Raw genomic sequence first — 19,245 nt, 5'->3', positions numbered from 1 at the left:
AGCCTTCTCCGTTGTGGTTTCTCAACCGATTCCTGTAACAGAACGTTGTCCTGCGAGGCACCACGCAATTTACTGGCGTACCAGACGTGAATGGCTGGGTGAAAAATCGCCATTGCTGCGCCAGGGATTAATATCCAACCCGCCGCGTCGCGTATAGCGCGCATAAACTGACAGGGTTTCCGGCTGGCAGAAGCGCATCAGATCGTTGAAAATACGCTCTACGCACTGCTCATGAAATTCATTGTGATGACGGAAAGAGACCAGGTAACGTAGCAGGGCCTCCCGGTTGATGCGCGGCCCGCGATAGCGAATTTGCACGGAACCCCAATCCGGCTGATGGGTAATCAGACAGTTGGATTTAAGCAGATGGCTTACCAGCGTCTCTTCCACTATCTCTTCGCCCGCTGCGTCAGCCAGATAATCTGCATTAAATTGATAATCGTCGATGCTGATGTCCTGCTCATCTATACAGCTGCCGTCAAATTGGCCAATTGGCTGACCTTCCACTTCCTGAAGGCGAAACAGCGCAACGCTCACGTCGCCCTGCGCGCAGGCGCTAAGATCACGCTCCAGCGTTTGACGCACTTCGCCCCAGTCGGCGAAACGAGTTTGATTGAAGCTGTTAAGATAGAGCTTGAAACTCTTTGATTCGATCAGGTTAATACTGTCCGCGCGCAGCACGACTTCGCCGACTGCTACCTGCGGCACGCCTTTAGCGTTTAGCCAGGAGAGTTCATACAATGTCCAGATATCGGCGCCGTGAAAGGGCAGATTGTTTGGATAAAGGCCTAAAGGCTCACGGTTAAGTGAACGCGGGACGGCCTGCAGCAACGCTGGCTCATACCGATCCTGATAAGCGGTCGGCTTGCCCAGCGTCAGGCCGGCAAGCGCTTGATGTTGTTCATAAGAAGACATAGCGTAACCTCAAACCCGCCCGGAGAGGCGAGTAGCGTCTTTTCCTGCGAAAAAGAAACAATAAATAAAGGCTGTCAGTGTAACTCAGCAGCCTGGAGTAAAAAAAATGAATGATCATATTGCCGCCGCGTTACAGGATTTTACCCAGCGTTATTGCCAGCACTGGCAGCAGCTGCACGGCCACTTGCCCGCCAGCGAAGAACTGTATGGCATCCCATCGCCCTGTGCGGTAGAAAATCGCGGCGACGCCGTTTTGTGGCAGCCGCAGCCGTTTGACGCAGAACCGCATCTTGCCGCGGTGGAACGGGCGCTGGAGCTGGAGCTGCAGCCTGCGATCGTTAGCTATTATACGACGCAATATGCAGGAGATATGCAGGCGAACTTTGAACAACAATCCCTCACCTTGCTTCAGGTGTGGAGCGAAGCGGATTTTGTGCGAGTTCAGGAAAACCTGATTGGTCATTTAGTGATGAAAAGGCGTTTAAAACAAACGCCGACATTATTTATCGCGACGACAGAAACTGATTTAGACGTGATTTCTGTATGTAATTTGACCGGGGAAGTTATCCGTGAAAAGCTCGGGACGCCTGAACGCGAAATTTTGGCCGCTGACATTCGGATATTTCTCAATGGATTACAACCGGTTATTAGTTCTTTTTAAGCAATTGCCCTGCGAATCTGTGAGAGATCTCTTACATAGACTGTGAGAGATCGCCAGAATTAAACGCAGAAAAAAAGCACTTCATTTTGTGAAAATAATGTAAATCATAAACTTAGTGAATTAGCCCTTTTCAGATTTATACCAGTGCGAATTGTTAAAGGAAAAGGTAGCTTGTTTCCTTCGCTAACTCAGGCAAACTGCATGTCGTCGAAAGGGAAGCCGTGGAATGGATAACGTCATGGAAGGCGTTCATCAGGAAGATTGGCTCGCACAGGACAATGCGTTTTAAGGAAAAGCTTCAGGATGAAGCGGTAAATTCCAGGATGGAAGAAAAGGACACCTCCAGGACGGAGAATGAGAGCCAGACAGGATAACTGGTGGGCAAGGGATGCCAAAGGAGTTTCGCCACGAAGGCGTTAATGTCAGGAAGACAGCAAGGAAAAGTTTTCAAGGATGAGCAGGGAGCAATAAAGTAGCAGGATAGCTGCAAACGAACCGGGGACACTGTAATACAGTGTCCCCTTTTTTTATGCCGCGCTTTTTTCCGTACGCCCACGAATGCTATGCTTGCCACCCTTAAAATTTCACCCGTTGTGAGGATGCCCATGCAGCGTGAACATCAGGTTCGCCAGGGGTTGCTGGCGGTAGAAGCCTTGTTAAAAACACATGCGCTATGGCAAAGCGAAGCGCCTGCTGCTGCCGCCTTTGAAAGTGAGCAACCCTTTTTTCTTGATACCATGCAGCCGCTTGAGTGGTTGCAGTGGGTGTTGATTCCCCGCATGCACGCATTGCTCGATGCCGCCGCCGCGCTGCCGCAAAACTTTGCCATTGCGCCCTATTATGAAGTGGCGCTGGCGGCAGAAACGCCGGGCCGTCGCGAGTTGCTGCTTCACCTTGCGTCGCTCGACGCGCTTTTTACCGTAACGGATCGCTGATGCTGGACATTATCTATCAGGACGAATGGCTGGTTGCGGTCAACAAACCGGCCGGCTGGCTGGTCCATCGCAGCTGGCTGGATCGCAAAGAAAAAGTAGTGGTCATGCAAACGGTGCGCGATCAGATTGGACAGCATGTCTTTACCGCGCACCGGCTCGATCGCCCTACTTCCGGCGTGCTGCTGATGGGGCTTTCCAGCGAGGTAGGCCGCCTGCTGTCGCAGCAGTTTGAGCAGCATCAAATGGCGAAAACCTATCATGCCGTCGTGCGCGGCTGGCTGCAGGGAGCGGAACGGCTTGATTACCCGCTAACCGAAGAGCTGGATAAAATTGCTGATAAGTATGCCTCGCCCGATAAAGGACCGCAGCCTGCGGTTACCGACTGGCGCGGTTTGGCGATTACCGAACAGCCGGTAGCCATTGGTCGCTATCCCACCTCACGTTACAGCCTGATAGAGTTACAGCCCGCGACCGGACGCAAGCATCAATTGCGCCGTCATCTTTCCCACTTACGCCACCCGATTATTGGCGATACCACGCATGGCGATCTGCGTCAGAATCGGGGCGTGGCTCAGCATTTCGGCTGCGATCGCTTAATGTTGCATGCCAGCAGCCTGGCGTTAAATCATCCGGTCACCGGCGAGCCTTTGGTGATCCGCGCCGGGCTCGATCAACACTGGCAGTGCCTGATGCAGCAGTTCGGCTGGCAGCACTATCTCCCTGAGCTTCCCAGGGTTGAGTTTGATCCGTCGCCAGGCGAGGATAGGGAACCACAATAAGGGAGAAGGTTATGGCGCAGATAGGCATTTTCGTCGGAACGGTTTATGGCAACGCGTTGCTGGTTGCAGAAGAGGCTGAGCCGATCCTGCAGGAGCAGGGGCATCAGGTAGCGATTTTTGAAGATCCGAGCTTCAGCGACTGGCAGCAGTACAGTGACAAGGTTGCGCTGATCGTTACCTCGACCACCGGGCAGGGAAATTTTCCCGACAGCATCGCCGGGCTTTATCACGATGTTAAGGACAAGCTGGGCCACCAGCCTCAGCTGCGCTATGGCGTTATCGCGCTGGGCGACAGCAGTTACGACCACTTTTGCGGCGCCGGAAAAACTTTTGACGCTCAGCTACAGGAGCAGGGCGCCACGCGCATCGGCGAGGTGCTGCTGGTGGATGCGATGGAATCACCGGAGCCGGAAAGCGTCACCTCGCCCTGGGTAGAAAACTGGGGCAAACTGCTGTAACTCTTCCCGCTCCGGTAGAGAGCGTCAGGTTACCGGAGCCGGATTAAACACCGCCAGTGCATTGCGAATTCCCCAACGATCGGACCAGGTTTGCTGGCGTCCGCTGGCGATATCCAGAATCAACTCAAACAGGCGCCAGCCTACCTGCTCAATAGTTTCTTCGCCGGTCGCTATGGTTCCCGCATTAATATCCATCAAATCGTGCCAGCGGTTTGCCAGCGCGGTGCGCGTCGCCATTTTGATGACGGGAATGGCGGCCAGCCCGTAGGGCGTACCGCGTCCGGTAGTAAACACCTGTAAGGTAATACCGGAGGCCATTTGTTGGGTGCCGCAGACAAAATCACTGGCGGGCGTGGCAGCATAAATCAGTCCACGTTTGGTAGGGCGCTGACCGGGCGACAGCACCTCAACAATGGCGCTGCGTCCCGATTTGGCGATGGAGCCCAGCGCTTTTTCCACCACGTTGGCCAGCCCGCCTTTTTTATTGCCCGGCGAGGGATTGGCGCTGCGATCGGTTTTCCCCTGGCTTAAATATTCATCATACCAGGCCATCTCTTCCAGCAGCCGTTTACCGGTTGCTTCATCTACCACGCGCGGCGTTAACAGATGGATCGCATCGCGCACTTCGGTCACTTCAGAGAACATCACCGTGGCGCCGCAGCGCACCAGCAAATCAGATGCAAAGCCTACCGCCGGATTGGCCGTGACTCCGCTGAAGGCATCGCTGCCGCCGCACTGCATGCCGACAATCAGCTCAGAGGCCGGGCAGGTCTCACGCTGGCGCTGGTTGAGGCGCTGCAAATGGCGATCTGCTACCCGCAAAATCTCCTGCACCATCGCTTCAAAGCCGACATGGCGCTCATCCTGCAAACGCACAATATCTTCATCGCCAACCGAGATCGCCTGCACATCGTCACCGTTGGCTGCCAGCAGCCGCTCCGGCTGAAGTTTCTCGCAGCCCAGGCTGACAACCATTACCTCGCCACCGAAGTTGGCGTTCAGCGCCAGATTATGAATAGTACGAATCGGGATAATTGCCGCAGGCGCGTTAATTGCGACGCCGCAGCCGTACAGGTGATTCAGCGCCACCACGCCGTCAACGTTGGGATAACGCGGTAAAAGTTCGCGCTCAATAATATTCACTACGTAATCCACCACGCCTGCCACGCAGTGAACGCTGGTGGTAATCCCCAGCAGATTGCGCGTTCCCACGCTGCCGTCGGCGTTGCGATAGCCTTCAAAGGTATAGCCTTCCAGCGGCGGCAGCGCTTGCGGCACGCGCGTTGCCAGCGGCAGGCTTTCCAGCGGCGGCGCTTCGGGCAATGCTACCAGCGACTCTTCAATCCAGCTTCCCTGCGCAATATCGCGCAGCGCGTAACCGATCACTTCGCCATAGCGGCGAATGGTTTCGCCGCGCGCAATAGCGCTAAGCGCGACTTTGTGGCCCTGGGGCACATGCTCAGTCAGACGCAGCCCACAGGGAAAAACGGTGCCCGCAGGCAGGCCATTATCATTTACCACGATGGCGACATTATCGTCCTCGTGTACCCGAATATAGCGCGGCGTCTCTACGATCATTTTCATTGCTTTGGCTTCCAGTAAACGGAAAAAGTTGGAAAAGGGGACGGCGCTGGTGAAAACCGCGTCTTTAAGTTTTTGCTGTAAAAAGTATAAAGAGCGTCATTGGTAGGAGCATTATGCAGATGTCCGATTTTGCGCCCTCCGTTACCGCTATTTTCAGGCTTCGTAACAAACGCAAGTGAAGCCTCTCACAAACTGCATCCCTTGCGGCCTGCATCCACGGCCGATCGGCCTGAAAAAAACAATTCCGTGAGCCGTGCCGCAGCCAATTATGCAAATGCCACAAACTATACGCTATAACCCGTCAAATATAGGGCTTTCTTCCAGTGAATTGCCCCGGTGCGCTCCATATACTTTTTCCTCAAGTTTGACGACAGGTGAGCCAGCCGCGCTGCGTAACAGATGTTTTTGCTAACGAATAACAATCGCCGTGTTTAACCCAACCACATTCTGATACTCAACGCGATGTGTATGCAGTCAGAGTGGAAAGTAGCGTAACGCTATATTTCAGGAGTGCATCATGAATTCATACAGCCAGGCGGAGAGCGCCGTGGAAAAAAGAACTAACGCACGATACTGGATCGTCGTGATGCTGTTTATCGTCACCTCGTTTAACTATGGCGACCGCGCCACGCTTTCTATTGCCGGTTCCCAGATGGCCAAAGACATTGGCCTCGATCCAGTCGGCATGGGCTATATCTTCTCTGCATTTTCATGGGCTTATGTTATCGGCCAAATCCCCGGCGGCTGGCTGCTTGACCGCTTCGGTTCAAAGCGCGTCTACTTCTGGAGCATCTTTATTTGGTCGCTGTTTACGCTGTTGCAGGGCTTTGTAGATATTTTCGAAGGCTTTACCGTGATCGTGGCGCTGTTCATGCTGCGCTTCCTGGTCGGGCTGGCGGAAGCGCCTTCCTTCCCGGGCAATAGCCGGATCGTCGCTGCCTGGTTCCCGGCGCAAGAGCGCGGCACCGCCGTGGCGATTTTTAACTCGGCGCAATATTTCGCGACCGTGATTTTCGCACCGATTATGGGCTGGCTGACGGCGCAGGTCGGCTGGGCGCATGTTTTCTGGTTTATGGGCGGGCTGGGCATTATCCTCAGTTTCATCTGGCTGAAAGTGATCCACGATCCTAACGATCATCCGGGCGTTAACCGGGCCGAGCTGGAGTATATGGAGCAGGGCGGCGCGCTGATCAATATGGATGCGAAAAAGGAGAAATCCAAAGTCAGCGGTCGGGAAAAATGGGGTCAAATCCGCCAGCTGATCACCTCGCGCATGATGCTTGGCATCTACCTCGGTCAGTACTGCATTAACGCCTTAACCTACTTCTTTATTACCTGGTTCCCGGTTTATCTGGTGCAGGCGCGTGGCATGTCGATTCTGAAGGCGGGGTTTATCGCTTCGATTCCCGCAATCTGCGGCTTCCTCGGCGGCGTGCTTGGCGGCGTCATTTCCGACTGGCTGATGCGCAAAACTGGTTCACTGAATATCGCCCGTAAAACGCCAATCGTTCTCGGCATGCTGCTCTCCATTTCCATGGTGACCTGTAACTACGTTGAAACCGAATGGGTGGTGGTGTTCTTTATGGCGACCGCTTTCTTTGGTAAAGGCATCGGTGCGCTGGGCTGGGCAGTGATGGCGGATACCGCGCCGAAAGAGATCAGCGGCCTGAGCGGTGGTCTGTTCAACATGTTCGGTAATATTTCCGGCATCGTGACGCCGATCGCCATCGGCTACATCATCGCGGTCACCGGCTCTTATAACGGCGCGCTGATCTACGTTGGTATTCACGCCCTGGTCGCTGTCCTCAGCTATCTGGTGCTGGTGGGCGACATCAAACGTATCGAACTGAAAAAGTCCGTATAAGGAGCCGCGATGAGTACCCAAACGCCCATCATTACCGATATGAAAGTTATTCCGGTCGCTGGCTATGACAGCATGTTGCTTAATATCGGCGGCGCGCACAGCGCTTACTTCACGCGCAATATCGTGGTGCTGACCGATAACGCTGGTCATACCGGCTTAGGCGAAGCGCCAGGCGGCGAAACTATTCTGCAGACCTTGATTGAAGCGATTCCACAGGTCATCGGTCAGGAAGTGGGCCGTATGAATCGGCTGGTGCAACAGGTGCATAAAGGCAACCAGCATGCCGATTTCGATACCTTCGGCAAAGGCGCCTGGACCTTTGAATTGCGGGTTAATGCGGTTGCCGCGCTGGAGGCCGCACTGCTCGATCTGCTGGGACAGTGTCTGAACGTGCCGGTGGCCGAGCTGCTTGGTCCGGGCAAACAGCGCGATGAAGTCACAGTGCTGGGCTATCTGTTTTATATCGGCGATCGTCAGAAAACCGACCTGCCTTATCTCAGCGGCGCGCAGGCGACGCACGACTGGTATCACCTGCGTCATCAGCAGGCGCTGGACAGTGACTCGGTGGTGCGCCTGGCGGAAGCCGCGCAGGATCGCTACGGCTTTAAAGATTTCAAGCTGAAGGGTGGCGTGCTGCCGGGCGAAGATGAGATCGAAACCGCGCGCGCGCTGAAAAAACGCTTCCCCGACGCGCGCATAACCGTCGATCCCAACGGCGCCTGGCTGCTGGACGAAGCAATCGCGCTCTGTAAAGGCATGCAGGATGTGCTGAGCTACGCGGAAGATCCCTGCGGTGCTGAACAGGGCTATTCAGGACGAGAGGTGATGGCGGAGTTTCGTCGCGCCACAGGCCTGCCGGTCGCGACTAATATGATCGCCACCAACTGGCGTGAAATGCAGCACGCAGTCATGCTGAACGCCGTCGATATTCCGCTGGCCGATCCCCATTTCTGGACGCTGAGCGGCGCGGTGCGCGTTGCCCAGCTCTGCGATGACTGGGGCCTGACCTGGGGCTGTCACTCCAATAACCACTTCGATATTTCGCTGGCGATGTTTACCCACGTCGGCGCCGCCGCGCCGGGCAAGCCGACCGCCATTGATACCCACTGGATCTGGCAGGAAGGCGATCAATCTCTGACAAAAGAACCGCTGCAAATTCGCCAGGGCAAGATAGCCGTGCCTGATAAGCCGGGACTGGGCATCGAACTGGACTGGGATCGCCTGCAGCAGGCGCATGAACTTTATAAAACCTTGCCGGGCGGCGCACGTAACGATGCTACCGCAATGCAGTATCTCATCCCCGGCTGGACATTTGATCGTAAACGCCCGGTTTTCGGGCGCAGAAAAGCATAAGGAACCGACCATGAGCCAACAGAACGCCACGCCGAAAATTACCGCAATGCAAGTCATCCCGGTTGCCGGTTACGACAGTATGCTGCTCAATCTGAGCGGGGCACACGCGCCGTTTTTTACCCGCAACATTGTGATCATCAAAGATAACGCGGGCCATACCGGCGTCGGTGAAATTCCGGGCGGGGAGAAAATTCGTCAGACGCTGGAAGAGGCAGCCGCGCTGATTATCGGCCACACGCTGGGCGAATATAAAAATCTGCTCAATCTGGTGCTCACCACCTTTGCCGATCGCGATGCTGCCGGACGCGGAACGCAAACCTTCGACCTGCGCACCACTATTCACGTGGTGACCGGCATTGAGGCCGCGCTGCTCGATCTGCTGGGACAGTTCCTTGGCGTTAACGTCGCCAGTCTGCTGGGGGAAGGGCAGCAGCGCGATCGTGTCGAAATGTTAGGCTATCTGTTTTACGTTGGCGACCGTCGCAAAACATCGCTGCCTTACCAGAGCGAACCGGACGCCAGCTGCGACTGGTATCGCCTGCGCCATGAAGAGGCCCTGACGCCTGAAACCGTGGTGCGCCTGGCTGAAGCTGCCTATGAAAAATATGGCTTTAACGATTTTAAACTGAAGGGCGGCGTACTGGCCGGCAGCGAAGAAGCGGAAGCGGTCACCGCGCTGGCGCAGCGTTTCCCGGATGCGCGCATTACGCTCGATCCCAACGGCGCCTGGTCGCTGGAAGAGGCGATTAAGCTGGGCAAACAGCTGCGCAACGTGCTGGCCTATGCCGAAGATCCCTGTGGCGCCGAACAAGGCTACTCCGGTCGTGAAGTGATGGCGGAGTTCCGCCGCGCCACCGGCTTGCCGACCGCCACCAATATGATCGCCACCGACTGGCGCCAGATGGGGCATACCTTGTCGCTGCAGTCAGTCGATATTCCGCTGGCCGATCCGCACTTCTGGACCATGCAGGGTTCGGTGCGCGTCGCGCAGATGTGTCATGAATTTGGCCTGACCTGGGGCTCCCATTCTAATAACCATTTCGATATTTCGCTGGCGATGTTTACCCATGTTGCCGCCGCCGCGCCTGGCAATATTACCGCTATCGATACCCACTGGATCTGGCAGGAAGGCAATCAGCGCCTGACGAAAGAGCCGCTGGAAATTAAAGGCGGCATGGTGCAGGTGCCGCAGAAGCCGGGTCTGGGCGTCGAGCTGGATATGGATCAGGTGATGAAGGCCAACGAACTTTATCAGCAGCACGGACTGGGCGCGCGCGATGATGCGCAGGCAATGCAGTTCCTGATCCCCGACTGGACCTTCAATAACAAACGTCCGTGCCTGGTGCGCTAAGCGCGCTTAACCGAGAGGAAACAGAATGTCCTATCCCAATCGTTTTCGTCAGCGTCTGCTAAGTGGTGAAACGCTGATCGGCAGCTGGTGTTCGCTGGCGAACCCTATTACCACCGAGGTGCTGGGCCTGGCGGGTTTTGACTGGCTGGTACTGGATGGCGAACATGCGCCGAACGACATTACCACCTTCGTGCCGCAGTTGATGGCGCTGAAAGGTAGCCCCAGCGCCGCAGTGGTTCGGCCACCCTGCAATGAGCCGATCATCATCAAACGCCTGCTGGATATCGGTTTTTATAACTTCCTGATCCCCTTTGTGGAAAGCGAAGAAGAAGCCATGCAGGCCGTCGCCTCAACGCGCTATCCGCCAGCCGGGATCCGCGGCGTGTCGGTATCGCACCGCAGCAATATGTACGGCACGGTGCCGGATTATAACCTCGACATCAATAACAACGTCAGCGTGCTGGTGCAGATTGAAAGCCAGCAGGGCGTCGACAATCTTGACAGCATCGCTCAGGTGGATGGCGTTGACGGTATTTTCGTTGGGCCGGGCGATCTCTCTGCCGCGCTCGGTTATCTGGGGCAGCCTGCCCATCCTGAAGTATTGAAAGTGATCCAGCATATCTTTGCGCGCGCGAAAGCGGCGGGCAAGCCGAGCGGCATTCTCGCGCCGGTAGAAGCCGACGCACGTCGCTACCTGGAGTGGGGCGCAACCTTCGTCGCCGTAGGCAGTGACCTGGGCGTTTTCCGTAACGCGACGCAGGCGCTGTGCGATCGTTTCAAAAAATAGCTTAACAAGGGGAATGACATGAAAGTTGGATTTATTGGCCTGGGCATCATGGGCAAACCGATGAGTAAAAACCTGCTGAAAGCGGGCTATTCGCTGGTGGTACGCGATTTCAACGCGCAGAACGAAGCGGAACTGGTTGAGCTGGGTGCTACCACGGCGAAAACGCCGAAAGAGGTCGCCGAACAGTGCGACGTGATCATTACCATGCTGCCGAACTCGCCGCACGTTAAAGAAGTGGCGCTGGGCGAAAACGGCATTATCGAAGGCGCGAAACCGGGCACGGTGCTGATCGATATGAGTTCTATTGCTCCGCTGGCCAGCCGTGAAATCCATCAGGCGCTGACGGAAAAAGGGGTCAAAATGCTCGATGCGCCGGTCAGCGGTGGCGAGCCAAAAGCAATCGACGGTACGCTTTCAGTGATGGTCGGCGGCGATAAAGCGGTATTCGATAAATATTACGATCTGATGAAAGCGATGGCTGGTTCGGTGGTGCATACCGGCGAGATCGGCGCAGGTAACGTGACCAAGCTGGCGAATCAGGTGATCGTAGCGCTGAACATTGCGGCAATGTCCGAAGCGTTAACGCTGGCCACTAAAGCGGGCGTTAACCCGGATCTGGTTTATCAGGCAATCCGCGGCGGCCTGGCGGGCAGCACGGCGCTGGATGCTAAAGCGCCAATGGTAATGGACCGCAACTTTAAGCCGGGTTTCCGCATCGATCTGCATATCAAAGATCTCAGCAATGCGCTGGATACGTCGCACGGCGTTGGCGCGCAGCTGCCGCTCACAGCTGCTGTAATGGAAATGATGCAGGCGCTGAAAGCTGATGGCATGGGCACATCCGACCACAGCGCGCTGGCCTGCTATTATGAAAAATTAGCGAAGGTTGAAGTTTCACGCTAGTCAGCCGCTCCGGTTATTGAGCCGGTCAGGCTGACCGGCTTCGTTTTCTGGCTGCGGCCAGCTCAACAGCGCTCGGACTATTTATGAAAATCGTTATTGCACCGGATTCGTATAAAGAGAGTTTGTCCGCCCTGCAGGTCGCTTCGGAGATTGAAAACGGCTTTCGTGCAATCTTTCCCGATGCGGAGTATGTCAAGCTGCCAGTGGCGGATGGCGGCGAAGGCACCGTCGAGGCGATGGTGGCGGCGACGCAGGGAAAAATCGTCAGGTTACGGGTTACCGGGCCGCTGGGCGAGCCGGTTGAGGCATTTTATGGTTTGTCCGGCGATGAAAGCTGCGCATTTATTGAAATGGCCGCCGCCAGCGGGCTGGAACTGGTGCCACCGTCGCAGCGCGATCCATTGATTACTACTTCCTGGGGCACCGGCGAACTGATTGGCAATGCGCTGGATCGCGGCGTTCAACATTTTATTATCGGCATCGGCGGCAGTGCGACCAATGACGGCGGCGCCGGTATGGTTCAGGCGCTGGGTGCGCGGCTGTTAGATGCGCAGGGCGAGCAGATCGGCTACGGCGGCGGCGCGTTGGCGTCACTGACGCGAATCGATATTAGCCAGCTCGATCCACGTCTACGCCAGTGTCGCTTTGAAGTCGCCTGCGATGTGACGAATCCACTGACCGGCAATGAAGGCGCCTCGGCCGTTTTCGGTCCGCAAAAAGGGGCGACGCCAGCGTTAGTGACCCAGCTCGATAACGCGCTGGCCCATTACGCGACCATTATTCAGCGCGATCTGGATATTGATGTGCTGCATATTCCCGGTGGCGGTGCGGCAGGCGGCATGGGCGCGGCGTTGCACGCCTTTTGTCAGGCAGAACTGCGCCGTGGTATCGAAATTGTCACCGAAGCGTTAGGGCTGGACGAACTGGTAAAAGACGCCACGCTGGTGATTACCGGCGAAGGGCGTATCGACAGCCAAACCATTCACGGTAAAGTGCCGATTGGCGTGGCGAACGTCGCCAGGCGCTATAACAAACCGGTAATCGGGATTGCCGGCAGCCTGACGGCGGACGTTGGCGTCGTGCATCAGCACGGCATCGATGCGGTGTACAGCGTGCTTTATTCCATTTGTACGCTGGAGGAGGCGCTGGATAACGCGGCGCAAAACGTACGTATGACGGCACGCAATATCGCCGCAACCCTGAAAATTGGCCAGGCCTTTAATCACTCCTGACTCAACAGGTGGCGCGCTTCCCGCGCCACATTATCCATTTCATCCAACAGTTCCAGCAGTTCAGGCTCCAGAGCGGTGACATCGCCATCCAGCCGCAGGTTGTGTTCAATCTGGAGACAGAGCTGCTTCATACGCGGCACACCGCTGTAGCTGGCGCTGCCGTGCAGCTTATGAATGATCTCCCGCAGGCCGTTCTGCCGGTTTTCCGCCAGGCTCTGTTCGACTTTTTCCCGGACTTCAGGCAGAAAATCCAGCAGCATTCTTAGCAAATCGCGCGCCAGGTCGGGCTTATTTGCCGCCTGACGTAGCGCGAGCTGCCAGTCAAGTGAAGGGGAAATGGTCGGCGTTTCCGGTGCAGAGGCTGGAAGCGTCGGCGAATAACGCGCCAGCAAATGGCTGAGTTTCACCTCATCAATCGGCTTGGCAAGGTAATCATTCATGCCCGCCTTAATTAAGTGTTCGCGTTCGCCGTCAATAGCATGCGCGGTAACGGCGATAATTGGCGTATTGGTATGCTGAGGCAGTTCCCGGATCTGTTCGCTGGCGCGAATGCCGTCGATTTCCGGCATCTGAATATCCATTAAGATAATGTCCAGCGCCTGCTCACGCGCGACGGCGATTGCTTTTTCGCCGCTGTCGCACAGCACAATATTTTCAACCTGCTCCTCCAGCAGGGCGCCAATCAGCTTCAGGTTGGCCGGATTGTCATCTACCGCCATTACCGAAAGCGGCAATCGGGCGCGGCTGGGCAGATCGTATAGTTTGCGCGCGTGCAAATCGAGCAGCACTGGCAGCAGCCGCGTGCGCGTTACCGGCTTGCTCAGACAGGCTGCAATGCCGCGCGTTTTCAGCAGTTCCGCCTGCAGCAGCATCTGGCTGGGCAGAGCAAGGATCACGCTGTCAGCGCGCGTCGTCAGGCTGTTGATAAACGCCTGCGACAGTACATTGTCGGTGCTGAGGTTAACCGGCAGGCCGACCAGCAACATATCGTAATGCGCCTCGGTTATGCCTTCGAATGTCAGACTGTAGCTCACCTTCAGAGGCATCGAACTCAAAATATCCAGCGTGGCCTGCGCCGCCGCCGGGTTGGCTTCGACATAGGCAATACGCTTGCCGCGTAGCCCATCCAGCGCGCGCGGATCGCTGGCCGCATTCGGATTTAGCGCCAGACTGATATGGAACCAGAAGGTTGAACCCTGTCCCAGGCGGCTATGGAAAGCGATGGTGCCGCCCATCTCTTTTACCAGTTTCTGGGTGATTACCAGCCCCAGGCCGGTGCCGCCGTGGCGGCGGGAAATACTGGCGTCGGCCTGACGGAAGGCCTGGAACAGCTGCGACTGCTGTTTTTCCGCAATGCCGATCCCGGTATCGTGAACCTGCACCTCAATTTCGACGCTGCTGTTGCTTATGCCGCGTTTTTCCACGCGAATATCGATATTGCCGCGCTCGGTGAATTTCACCGCGTTGCCGATCAGGTTGGTTAAAATCTGTTGCAGGCGCAGCGGATCGCCAATCACGTTATCCGGCACTTCGCCCTGTACGTTAATCGTCAGCTCCAGCCCTTTATCGTGCGCGGAAGGCGCCAGCAGCACCAGGGTTTCATCCAGCGTCGCGCGCAGCGGGAACGGAATCGATTCCAGCACCAGCTTACCGGCTTCCAGCTTCGAGAAATCCAGTACATCATTGATAATACTGAGCAGATTATTGGCCGATCGCTCAATGGTATGCAGGTAGTCGCGCTGGGTTGAGGTGAGCGGCGTTTTAAGCGTCTGACGCGTAAAGCCGATTACGCCATTAAGCGGCGTGCGTAGTTCGTGCGACATATTGGCCAGGAATTCAGACTTAATGCGCGCCGCCTCCTGCGCGCGGCGTTTGGCCAGATCCAGCTCTACGTTCTGTATTTCCATCTGCTCCAGCGTTTCGCGCAGGTCGGAGGTCGCCTGATCGATATTCTGCTGCATCTCTTCATGGTAAGCCGTCAGAGACATCGCCATGGCGTTAATGCCGTTCTTCAGCATATCCAGCTCGCCAAGCATATAGCCCTCAACGCGGCTGTCGAGCTGGCCGCGTCGAATGCGGTCTACGGTGCTGACCATGTTGCGAATCGGTCCGGTGACGTCACGCATTAGCCGATAGGCGAACATCATGGCAATGCAGAGGCAAAACAGCAGCAGCAGCGTGGAGACAAAGACCTCTTTATATTGCTGGAGCCTGACCGACTGCAAATCCAGTTCAATCGCCACATAGCCGAGCGGATTGCCGGTCGGCTTGGCTTTACCTCCTGGCGATTCATCCGGGTAATAGCTTTCGGAAACAATCGGCGTGCGCAGCACCATGACATTGCCGTGACGTTCAATCACCGTCAGGCTGGGCATTTTATCGATACTGGGCAGGCGTAACAGATTCTGGTTCAGGTGATAGTTCGAGGTGACAAAGATCTGGTTTTTATCATCAAAAACCGTAATCGCGCGCACGATGTCAGAATGACGTCGATGCAGCAGGCTCACCAGCTGCCGCACCGATTCGCGGCTGTGAAAGGTCATACCATATTCGCTGGAGACCGCCAGCGGCTCGATAATATTCGCGCCGGCATCCACCAGCTGTCGCTGTAGCTCGTTATAGCGATGTACAACAAAAAAAGTACTGAGCAGCAAACCAATCAACAGGGTCGGTGCCAGTATTAAAATCATCATCCTTGCCCGCAGGCTGTATTTGGTCATGGTAGTCCGGTATGAGACAATCGCGCCGGGCGGTAACGCTGTAAACCGGCGTCACTTCGCATAGCAATTATTCAGAGATTCTATTCCACTATGGCGCAATTCTACTCCGCAAAACGGCGTGTGACGACCCGACAAACAATTACGGTCACTATTCATGATCTGGATGCTTTTGGCCAGGGCGTAGCACGTCACCAGGGCAAGACGCTATTTGTCAGTGGCGCTTTGCCGGGCGAGCAGGTTGAGGTTGAGCTACAGGAAGATAAGCGCCAGTACGCGCGCGGCCGCGCCCGACGAATTTTACAATCCAGCCCGGAACGGGTAACGCCGCGCTGCCCTTATTTTACGGTGTGTGGCGGCTGTCAGCAGCAGCATGCATCGCAGGCGCTGCAGCAGCAGAGCAAGGCCAGGGCGCTGGCTCACTTGCTGACGCGGGAAACCGGTCAGCAGGCGACGGTTGATGAAATCATCGGCGATAACGCTTATGGCTATCGCCGCCGCGCACGGCTGGGTCTGCACTATCAGCCGAAAACGCAGACGCTGCAGATGGGTTTTCGTAAAACCGCCTCTAACGAGCTGGTTTCCATCGATCATTGCCCCATTTTAAAGCCCGAACTTGATGCGTTACTGGCACCGCTCAAAGCCTGTCTCTCCTCGTTACAGACGGTGCGGCGTCTCGGACATGTCGAGCTGGTGCAGGCGGATAATGGTCCGGTGCTGGTTTTGCGCCATCTTGATGCATTGAGCGACGGCGATCGGCAAAAGCTGGAACGTTTTTCGCATGAGCATCGGCTGGCGCTCTTTTTAGCGCCCGACAGCGAGCAGCTTGAGCAGGTGACCGGCGAGCCGCCTTACTATCAGTCACATCAGTTAAAGTTAACTTTCAGCCCGCGTGATTTCATCCAGGTGAACGATGCGGTAAACCAAAAAATGGTAGCGAAGGCGCTGGAATGGCTCGATCCGCAGCCGACCGATCGCGTGCTGGATCTGTTTTGCGGTATGGGAAATTTTACGCTCCCCCTGGCGAAAAGTGTTTTAAATGTTGTCGGTGTGGAGGGCGTAGCAGCTTTAACTGCACAAGGTGCGTATAATGCCAAGCTGAATGGTCTTGAAAATGTCACCTTTTTTCATGAGAACCTGGAAGAAGATGTGACGCGCCAGCCCTGGGCGGCGCAAGGGTTTGATAAGGTGTTGCTGGATCCGGCACGAGCGGGCGCAGGCGGCGTGATGCAACATATCGCTAAACTTGCTCCGCAACGTATTGTTTACGTTTCCTGTAACCCGACTACACTTGCCCGCGACAGCCAGATACTGCTGTCGGCCGGTTACCAGTTAGCAAAGGTCGCGATGCTCGATATGTTCCCGCATACCGGTCATCTTGAATCCATGGTGCTATTCAGTAAAACATAAGTATCTTTACAGGTTGCCAGGAGAGGTTATGGTTGCGGTAAGAAGCGCACATTTGAATACGGCGGGTGAGTTCGCGCTCGATCAATGGATCACCAGTTTGGGGATCGTGAACCCGCAATCAAGTGAACGACTGGCCGATACCTGGCGATATTGTGAAGCGGTCACCCAATCGCATCCCGATCAGGCGCTGCTGCTGTGGCGCGGTATCGAGATGGTCGAAATTCTGTCGATGCTCAGCATGGACAATGACACATTGCGCGCCGCGCTGGTTTTTCCGCTGGCGGATGCCAATGTCGTTTCCGAAGAAAAGCTGGAAGAAACCTTTGGTAAAGCGATCGTTTCGCTGGTGCATGGCGTGCGCGATATGGATGCGATTCGCCAGCTGAAGGCGATCCATAACGACTCCATGGCTTCTGAGCAGGTCGATAACGTGCGCCGTATGCTGCTGGCGATGGTGGAAGATTTCCGCTGCGTGGTCATCAAGCTGGCCGAGCGTATTGCGCATCTGCGCGAAATGAAGGATGCGCCGGAAGACGAGCGCGTGCTGGCGGCGAAAGAGTGTACCAATATCTACGCGCCGTTAGCTAACCGCCTTGGTATCGGTCAGCTTAAGTGGGAGCTGGAAGATTTCTGCTTCCGCTATCTTCGCCCGGAAGAATATAAGCGCATCGCAAAACTGCTGCATGAGCGCCGCATCGACCGCGAGCAGTATATTGAAACCTTTGTGGAGAGCCTGCGTACCGAGATGGCGCGCGAAGGCGTCAAGGCGGAGGTTTACGGGCGCCCGAAACATATCTACAGCATCTGGCGCAAGATGCAGAAAAAATCGCTGGCGTTTGATGAGCTGTTTGACGTGCGCGCGGTGCGTATTGTCGCGGAACGACTGCAGGACTGTTACGGCGCGCTGGGCATTGTGCATACGCTGTATCGCCATCTGCCGGATGAGTTTGATGATTATGTGGCGAACCCGAAACCCAACGGCTATCAGTCGATCCATACGGTCGTGCTGGGCCCCGGCGGCAAAACCGTTGAGATACAGATCCGCACGCGTCAGATGCATGAAGATGCCGAGCTGGGCGTGGCCGCTCACTGGAAATATAAGGAAGGCTCCGGTGGACAGGCGCGCGGCGCGCAGGGCCATGAAGAACGCATCGCCTGGCTGCGTAAGCTGATCGCCTGGCAGGAGGAGATGGCCGATACCGGCGAGCTGCTGGAAGAGGTACGCAGCCAGGTCTTTGACGATCGCGTCTATGTCTTTACGCCGAAAGGCGACGTGGTCGATCTGCCTGCCGGTTCGACGCCGCTTGATTTTGCCTACCATATTCACAGCGATATTGGTCATCGCTGCATCGGCGCGAAAATCGGCGGACGCATTGTGCCGTTCACCTATCAGCTGCAGATGGGCGATCAGATTGAAATCATTACGCAGAAGCAGCCGAATCCCAGCCGTGACTGGCTGAATCCTAATCTCGGCTATGTGACCACCAGCCGTGGCCGCTCCAAAATCCACGCCTGGTTCCGTAAGCAGGATCGCGATAAGAATATTATCGCAGGCCGCCAGATTCTGGATAACGAGCTAAATCAGCTGGATATCAGTCTGAAAGAGGCGGAGAAGCTGCTGCTGCCGCGTTATAACGTCGGCACGCTGGATGAGCTGCTGGCAGCCATTGGCGGCGGCGATATTCGCCTGAATCAAATGGTGAACTTCCTGCAGGCGAAGCTGAATAAGCCAAGCGCGGAGGAAGAAGATCGCGAGGCGCTGCGTCAGCTGACGCAGAAAAGCCATACGCCGCAGCGTTCTGGCAAAGAGAGCGGGCGCGTGGTGGTCGAAGGCGTCGGCAATTTAATGCACCATATCGCTCGCTGCTGTCAGCCGATTCCCGGCGACGATATTGTCGGCTTTATTACTCAGGGGCGTGGCATTTCTATTCACCGCGCCGACTGCGATCAGCTGGCGGAACTGATGTCGCATGCGCCGGAGCGTATCGTGGATGCGGTGTGGGGCGAGAGCTACTCCAGCGGTTACTCGCTGGTGGTGCGTGTGACCGCCAACGATCGCAGCGGGCTGCTGCGCGACATTACCACCATTCTTGCTAATGAGAAGGTTAATGTCCTTGGCGTATCAAGCCGCAGCGATACGCGTAAGCAGCTGGCCACCATTGATATGGATATTGAGATTTACAATCAGCAGGTGCTGGGACGCGTGCTGGCACGCCTTAATCAGGTTCCTGATATTATCGACGCCCGGCGTCTGCACTAATTCTCTGAATCGGCATGGCCGTTTATGCGCCATGCC

General features: G+C 56.0%; 15 protein-coding genes. 12 read left to right on the top strand and 3 right to left on the bottom strand.

The features are described from left to right. Positions 1–69 precede the first annotated feature (69 nt). The gene (queF, locus tag P3C52_RS00945; protein ID WP_275553361.1) at positions 70–915 is read right to left on the bottom strand and encodes an NADPH-dependent 7-cyano-7-deazaguanine reductase QueF; all 846 of its coding nucleotides are present in this window, start codon (positions 913–915) and stop codon (positions 70–72) included. Positions 916–1,021: 106 nt separating this feature from the next. Here queF and syd point away from each other — a divergent pair, with 106 nt between their 5' ends. The 4 genes from syd to P3C52_RS00925 all read left to right on the top strand — a co-directional run bounded on the left by syd (position 1,022) and on the right by P3C52_RS00925 (position 3,748). Next, positions 1,022–1,576, top strand: a complete 555-nt coding sequence (syd, locus tag P3C52_RS00940) for a SecY-interacting protein (RefSeq protein ID WP_275553360.1) — start codon at positions 1,022–1,024, stop codon at positions 1,574–1,576. Positions 1,577–2,181: 605 nt separating this feature from the next. Next, positions 2,182–2,511 (top strand): YqcC family protein, encoded by a 330-nt coding sequence (locus P3C52_RS00935; RefSeq protein ID WP_275553359.1) that lies wholly within the window; start codon positions 2,182–2,184, stop codon positions 2,509–2,511. Continuing rightward, positions 2,511–3,290, top strand: coding sequence for a tRNA pseudouridine(65) synthase TruC (gene truC, locus P3C52_RS00930; RefSeq protein WP_275553358.1), 780 nt, complete (start codon positions 2,511–2,513; stop codon positions 3,288–3,290). The genes P3C52_RS00935 and truC overlap by 1 nt, the downstream gene beginning before the upstream one ends. 11 nt (positions 3,291–3,301) lie before the next feature. Further along, positions 3,302–3,748 carry a flavodoxin gene (locus P3C52_RS00925; protein ID WP_275553357.1) on the top strand — a complete coding sequence of 149 codons (447 nt, stop codon included), beginning with the start codon at positions 3,302–3,304 and terminating at the stop codon, positions 3,746–3,748. Between the two features lie 24 nt (positions 3,749–3,772). On the opposite strand, the gene garD is transcribed toward P3C52_RS00925, so the two are convergent. Continuing rightward, complete coding sequence (gene garD, locus P3C52_RS00920; RefSeq protein WP_275553356.1) at positions 3,773–5,332, bottom strand: galactarate dehydratase; 1,560 nt, start codon at positions 5,330–5,332, stop codon at positions 3,773–3,775. Between the two features lie 517 nt (positions 5,333–5,849). Between garD and P3C52_RS00915 the strand changes: the two genes are divergently transcribed. From P3C52_RS00915 to P3C52_RS00890, 6 genes are all read left to right on the top strand, one after another. Next, entirely contained in the window at positions 5,850–7,196 is a 1,347-nt protein-coding gene (locus tag P3C52_RS00915; RefSeq protein WP_275553355.1) for an MFS transporter, read from the top strand. A 9-nt stretch (positions 7,197–7,205) separates the two neighbouring features. Then, positions 7,206–8,549, top strand: a complete 1,344-nt coding sequence (locus P3C52_RS00910) for an enolase C-terminal domain-like protein (RefSeq protein WP_275553354.1) — start codon at positions 7,206–7,208, stop codon at positions 8,547–8,549. 10 nt (positions 8,550–8,559) lie between these two features. Beyond that, a complete protein-coding gene (gene gudD, locus P3C52_RS00905; protein ID WP_275553353.1) occupies positions 8,560–9,900 on the top strand; it encodes a glucarate dehydratase in 1,341 nt (446 codons plus the stop codon). 25 nt (positions 9,901–9,925) lie between these two features. Next, positions 9,926–10,687 (top strand): 2-dehydro-3-deoxyglucarate aldolase, encoded by a 762-nt coding sequence (garL, locus tag P3C52_RS00900; RefSeq protein ID WP_275553352.1) that lies wholly within the window; start codon positions 9,926–9,928, stop codon positions 10,685–10,687. A gap of 18 nt (positions 10,688–10,705) precedes the next feature. Beyond that, on the top strand, positions 10,706–11,590 hold the full coding sequence (gene garR, locus P3C52_RS00895) for a 2-hydroxy-3-oxopropionate reductase (protein WP_275553351.1): 885 nt from the start codon (positions 10,706–10,708) through the stop codon (positions 11,588–11,590). Positions 11,591–11,673: 83 nt separating this feature from the next. After that, positions 11,674–12,822 (top strand): glycerate kinase, encoded by a 1,149-nt coding sequence (locus P3C52_RS00890; RefSeq protein ID WP_275553350.1) that lies wholly within the window; start codon positions 11,674–11,676, stop codon positions 12,820–12,822. On the opposite strand, the gene barA is transcribed toward P3C52_RS00890, so the two are convergent. Then, on the bottom strand, positions 12,813–15,542 hold the full coding sequence (barA, locus tag P3C52_RS00885) for a two-component sensor histidine kinase BarA (protein ID WP_275553349.1): 2,730 nt from the start codon (positions 15,540–15,542) through the stop codon (positions 12,813–12,815). The genes P3C52_RS00890 and barA overlap by 10 nt on opposite strands. A gap of 90 nt (positions 15,543–15,632) precedes the next feature. On the opposite strand from barA, the gene rlmD reads away from it, so the two are divergent. Both rlmD and relA read left to right on the top strand, forming a co-directional pair. After that, positions 15,633–16,949 (top strand): 23S rRNA (uracil(1939)-C(5))-methyltransferase RlmD, encoded by a 1,317-nt coding sequence (rlmD, locus tag P3C52_RS00880; protein ID WP_275553348.1) that lies wholly within the window; start codon positions 15,633–15,635, stop codon positions 16,947–16,949. Positions 16,950–16,977: 28 nt separating this feature from the next. Next, entirely contained in the window at positions 16,978–19,209 is a 2,232-nt protein-coding gene (gene relA / locus P3C52_RS00875) for a GTP diphosphokinase (protein ID WP_275553347.1), read from the top strand. Positions 19,210–19,245 lie beyond the last annotated feature (36 nt).

The organism is Mixta sp. Marseille-Q2659 (assembly GCF_940807255.1).
GTDB lineage: Bacteria > Pseudomonadota > Gammaproteobacteria > Enterobacterales > Enterobacteriaceae > Mixta.
This window is presented reverse-complemented; position numbering and strand designations above follow the sequence as displayed.